We start from the raw sequence: 5,519 nt of genomic DNA on the forward strand, positions 1-5,519 counted from the left end.
TGTAAAAATTTGAATTATAACAACTAAAAAATTTTTAATTTATGCAAAATAAGTTGAAGGTGCGGCAGGCTTAAGGGCTGTTTTGTTAAATACTGTTTATCAATGATAGTGAATTGTTATTTATTATTTTCTGCGCCCGATGAATTTTCAGCGGCATAAAAAAAGGGCACTGGATACTGCCAGTGCCCGTTAATTTTCAGGCTATTTCGTCACAGACAAAATGCGCCGATTTATTTCGCAGACCAGTAACGACGTTTTGCCGCCTGTAATTTTTCATACGCGGCCAGCAGTGCCTGATGCGCCGGGAACGCGTGCAGATCGCGGTCAACCACCTGCAGACCGTAGAATGGTGCCTCACCGCTGATGGCAGCCGAAGCGGCGTCAACGGCGGCTTCGCCATACATGCGCACAAACGCGCGATGATACTGCAGCGGATCGCGATCTTCTTCCATCGCCAGCAGCAGCAGAGTCTGCAGGCAGCGATAGTAGTTGGCACGCTCAGGGCTGAAGATCGACTGGTTGAATTCCATGGTCCATTCCGTCCAGATCAACGCCTGATCCAGATCGCCACCGGCCAGCGCCAGCATCGCTTTCAGCTCGCCAATACGCAGCGTGAACCAGCCGTTGTCTTTGCCGGTCGCCAGCCCCAGCAGTTCACGCACGCGGGTGAAGTCATCATGACCTTCTTCATCCAGCTGTTCGATCAGAGCCAGATACTCCTCGGGTTGCCACTGGGTTGCCGGCAGGGACAACAGCGTTTCACGCAGTGATGCTCCCATGTTGTTATTCGCCAGCAGCAGGTCTTCGGCAGGGTAAATATCAGACATGCCCGGTACGATAATGCGGCAGGCGTAAACGTCCAGATGTTCGTAGTCGGCGATATACACTTCTTTATCTTCCGCACGGAAGATCGCCATCAGCGTATCGAACTCTTCATGGGTCGTGCCGGCAAAGCTCCAGTCGACAAAGGGATAGTCGGCATCGTCTTTGAACATATCCCAGGAGATCAGACCGCTGGAATCAATGAAGTGGGTTTCAAGGTTAGCGTGTTCAGCCACTTCTTCATCATCGAAGGTGGGCGGGGTAAACACGTCGAGATCTTTCAGGCCGCGGCCCTGCAGCAGTTCTGTGACGGTACGTTCCAGCGCGACACCAAAGTCCGGATGGGCGCCAAAAGAGGCAAAGCAGGTGCCGTTAGCCGGGTTGAACAGCACCACACAGATCACCGGATAGTTGCCGCCCAGCGAAGCGTCATAGGAGAAAATCGGGAAACCTTCCGCTTCAAGACGATTGATAGCCTCCACCACGCCAGGATAGCGCTGCATTACCGCTTCAGGAATTTCCGGCAGGCTGATGGATTCCGCGATAATGCGGTTTTTAATATGGCGCTCAAACACTTCGGATAAGCCCTGTACGCGCGCTTCATTGGCGGTGTTGCCAGCGGACATGCCGTTAGACACATACAGGTTGCCGATGATGTTCATCGGAATGTAAACAGTTTGCTGATCGGACTGGCGGGTAAATGGCAGGCCGCAAATACCGCGAGCGGCATTACCAGACTGCAGATCCACCAGGTCGGACGCGCTCAGGCTCTGTTCCGGATCGTAAAACTTACGCAGGCGTGCATCCAGAATACCTTCCGGCAGGCTGTCATCGTCGGTCAGCGGGAACCATTTCTCGTTCGGGTAGTGCACGAAGTCGCCGTTAGCGATGGTTTCGCCCAGCCAGAAATCGGCAAAGAAGTAGTTGGTTGAGAGGCGCTCAAAATATTCGCCCAGCGCTGAGGCCAGCGCCGCTTTTTTACTGGCGCCTTTACCGTTAGTAAAACAGAGCGGGCAGTCGCGGTCGCGAATGTGCACTGACCAGACGTGCGGCACCGGGTTCAGCCAGGAAGCTTCTTCAATGTTGAAACCCAGATCCTGCAGTTTCTGCTGGAAGCGTGCGATGGAGTCTTCCAGTGCGGCGTCTTTACCTGGAATAAACGTTTGCGTCATGTTGGCGCTCTCTCAAGTCGATGGTTGGGCGTAAAGCGCGCAATAATACGGGTTTTGCGCCTGCTTCGCTATTGCTCCGCCAAATTTCTCAACGCATTGTTACGGCTTTTTCGCGCTCTGGCAGCTGTCTGATTTTACTTCACCGGACTGCCTCACAAAATTCCGTGGCTTATTACATTTATGACATAAGCTGCGGTGGAGCGGGCTCTGGAAATGTGATCGCTGCCGGATAAATGATTGCAGCCATCCGGAGGCAATGATAAAACCGATGGGGTATTCATAACCGTTCGATATGACAATGGTGAGGGGAAATGGCGCAGGTTTATAATTTTAGCTCCGGACCGGCAATGCTGCCGGTGGAAGTGCTTCGTCGTGCAGAACAAGAACTGACAAACTGGCATGGCTTAGGCACCTCGGTGATGGAAATCAGTCACCGCAGCAAAGAGTTTATTGAAGTCGCGGAAGCGGCGGAGCAGGATTTTCGCGATCTGCTGAAAATCCCGGCCAACTACAAAGTATTATTCTGCCATGGCGGCGCGCGTGCGCAGTTCGCGGCAATCCCCGGTAATCTGCTGGGCGATGCCAGCCGCGCGGATTACATCGACGGCGGCTACTGGGCGCACAGCGCTATTAAAGAAGCAGAAAAATTCTGCTCGCCGAACGCCATTGACATCAAAACCACCCGTGAGGGTAAACGCGCACTGTTACCGATGCGTGAATGGCAGCTCAGCGATGATGCTGCTTATGTGCATTTCTGCCCGAATGAAACCATCGACGGTATTGCCATCGATGAAGAGCCAGACTTCGGCGATAAAGTGGTGGTGGCCGATCTCTCTTCCACCATCCTGTCCCGCCCGCTCGACATCAGCCGCTACGGCGTGATTTATGCCGGCGCGCAGAAGAACATCGGTCCCGCTGGCCTGACGCTGGTGGTAGTGCGTGATGACCTGCTGGGCAAAGCGCAGCGCTGGGTGCCCTCCATTCTCGACTACAAAGTGCTGGCCGAAAACGATTCGATGTTCAACACGCCGCCGACGTTTGCCTGGTACCTCTCCGGCCTGGTGTTTAAATGGCTGAAAGAGAAGGGCGGTGTAGCAGAGATGGACAAGGTTAATCAGGCGAAAGCCGATCTGCTGTACGGCGTGATTGATAGCAGCAGCTTCTACCGTAACGACGTCGCCAGTGAAAACCGTTCCCGGATGAACGTGCCTTTCCAACTGGCCGATGCTGCGCTGGATAAGGTGTTCCTTGAAGAATCACTGAAGGCGGGCCTGCATGCGCTGAAGGGGCACCGTGTGGTTGGCGGTATGCGTGCCTCGATCTACAATGCGATGCCGCTGGAAGGCGTTAAAGCGCTGACCGAATTCATGGTCGACTTCGAACGTCGTCACGGTTAATTATCTACTTTAGTGCCAGCCTGCCCGGCTGGCATCAGACCCTGTCACTGGACAGGGTCTCGTATTTCTGGAGATTTGGTTTCACATGCAGGACTCCCTGACTTTACAGCCGATTGCCCGCGTTGACGGCACGGTAAACTTACCGGGTTCAAAAAGCGTATCAAACCGCGCCCTGTTACTGGCCGCGCTGGCGAACGGCACCACGCGCCTGACCAACCTGCTCGACAGCGATGATGTTAAACACATGCTTAATGCGCTGCAGGCGCTGGGCGTCAGCTATACCCTGTCAGCCGATCGCACCGTGTGTGAAGTGGTCGGCAATGGTGGACCGCTGCGTGCCGAACAGCCGCTGGAATTGTTCCTGGGCAATGCCGGAACCGCGATGCGTCCGCTGGCGGCCGCACTGTGCCTCGGCGAGCAGTCGGTGGTGCTGACCGGCGAACCGCGCATGAAAGAGCGTCCGATCGGCCATCTGGTCGATGCGTTACGGCAGGGCGGCGCGCGCATTGATTACCTCGAACAAACCGACTATCCGCCGCTGCGTCTGAACGGCGGATTTACCGGCGGCGAAGTCAGTGTCGATGGCAGCGTTTCCAGCCAGTTCCTGACGGCGCTGCTGATGACCGCGCCGCTGGCACAGAACGACACCACGATCACCATCAAAGGCGAGCTGGTTTCCAAACCCTACATTGATATCACCCTGCACCTGATGCGTTGCTTTGGCGTGGACGTTGATAATCAGCACTACCAGCGCTTTGTGGTGAAAGGTCAGCAGCAGTATCAGTCGCCAGGTGATTATCTGGTGGAAGGCGATGCGTCGTCAGCGTCCTATTTCCTTGCCGCTGCGGCAATCAGAGGCGGCACGGTGCGCGTTACCGGGATTGGCCGCAACAGTGTGCAGGGCGATATCCGTTTTGCCGATGTGCTGGAGAAGATGGGAGCGGTGATCGAGTGGGGCGACGATTATATTGCCTGCACGCGCGGTGCGCTGAATGCCATTGATATGGACATGAACCATATTCCGGATGCGGCAATGACAATCGCTACCACCGCGCTGTTTGCCGAAGGCACCACGCTGATGCGCAACATCTATAACTGGCGCGTAAAGGAGACCGATCGCCTGACGGCCATGGCGACCGAGTTGCGTAAAGTTGGTGCGGAAGTGGAAGAGGGGCACGATTTTATTCGCGTCACACCGCCTGCGCAGTTACAGCACGCCGATATCGGCACGTACAACGATCACCGTATGGCGATGTGTTTCTCGCTGGTTGCGCTGTCCGACACGCCGGTAACCATTCTCGATCCCGGCTGCACGGCAAAAACCTTCCCGGATTACTTCCAGCAGCTGGCAAAAATCAGCCACGCATCCTAATCCCCCAGCCCGGCACCGCTGTGTCGGGCTTCTGTACCCTCTGCTGGCCTCACTGGCGGGAAATTGTTCTGAAACTGTCGAAATTTCTGGCGCTGTCTACGCTAAAGGGTAACCAAGCGGACGCGGGCAGCGTATAATGCCGCGCAATCCAGACAGCCAAGAAGGCTGATCATCAGCACGCAGCAACAGGAGAGAACAATGACGGCAATCGCCCCGGTAATTACCATTGATGGCCCAAGCGGCGCGGGTAAAGGGACTTTATGTAAAGCGATGGCGGAGTCGTTGCAGTGGCACCTGCTGGATTCAGGGGCTATTTATCGCGTACTGGCTCTGGCCGCGCTGCATCATCAGGTGGATATCGAGTCGGAAGAAGCGCTGGTGCCCATGGCGGCGCACCTTGACGTGCGTTTTCTGTCGGTAGACGGTGAAATGCAGGTAGTGCTGGAAGGTGAGGATGTCACCGGCGAAATCCGCACCCAGGAAGTGAGCAATACGGCGTCGCGCGTGGCGGCATTTCCGCGCGTGCGTGAAGCCTTGCTGCGCCGACAGCGTGCTTTTCGCGAGGAGCCGGGTTTAATCGCCGATGGACGTGATATGGGCACCGTGGTTTTCCCGGACGCGCCCGTTAAAATTTTCCTCGATGCCAGCTCCGAAGAGCGTGCGCATCGCCGTATGCTACAGTTGCAGGAAAAGGGCTTTAGTGTTAACTTTGATCGCCTTTTATCCGAGATAAAGGAACGCGACGACCGCGATCGT

General features: G+C 55.5%; 4 protein-coding genes. 3 read left to right on the forward strand and 1 reads right to left on the reverse strand.

Annotation, left to right across the window (positions count from 1 at the left end; genetic code table 11):
• Window positions 1-230 precede the first annotated feature (230 nt).
• Entirely contained in the window at window positions 231-1,994 is a 1,764-nt protein-coding gene (ycaO, locus tag QMM04_RS20465) for a 30S ribosomal protein S12 methylthiotransferase accessory factor YcaO (protein ID WP_104186997.1), read from the reverse strand.
• A 311-nt stretch (window positions 1,995-2,305) separates the two neighbouring features.
• On the opposite strand from ycaO, the gene serC reads away from it, so the two are divergent.
• The 3 genes from serC to cmk form a co-directional block, all read left to right on the forward strand.
• Window positions 2,306-3,391 carry a 3-phosphoserine/phosphohydroxythreonine transaminase gene (serC, locus tag QMM04_RS20470; protein WP_021508348.1) on the forward strand — a complete coding sequence of 362 codons (1,086 nt, stop codon included), beginning with the start codon at window positions 2,306-2,308 and terminating at the stop codon, window positions 3,389-3,391.
• A gap of 85 nt (window positions 3,392-3,476) precedes the next feature.
• On the forward strand, window positions 3,477-4,763 hold the full coding sequence (gene aroA / locus QMM04_RS20475) for a 3-phosphoshikimate 1-carboxyvinyltransferase (protein ID WP_104186995.1): 1,287 nt from the start codon (window positions 3,477-3,479) through the stop codon (window positions 4,761-4,763).
• 198 nt (window positions 4,764-4,961) lie between these two features.
• A partial coding sequence (gene cmk, locus QMM04_RS20480; protein ID WP_282996892.1) for a (d)CMP kinase occupies window positions 4,962-5,519 on the forward strand: 558 nt, incomplete at its 3' end.

This window comes from Pantoea sp. Pa-EAmG, from assembly GCF_030024295.1.
GTDB lineage: Bacteria > Pseudomonadota > Gammaproteobacteria > Enterobacterales > Enterobacteriaceae > Pantoea > Pantoea dispersa.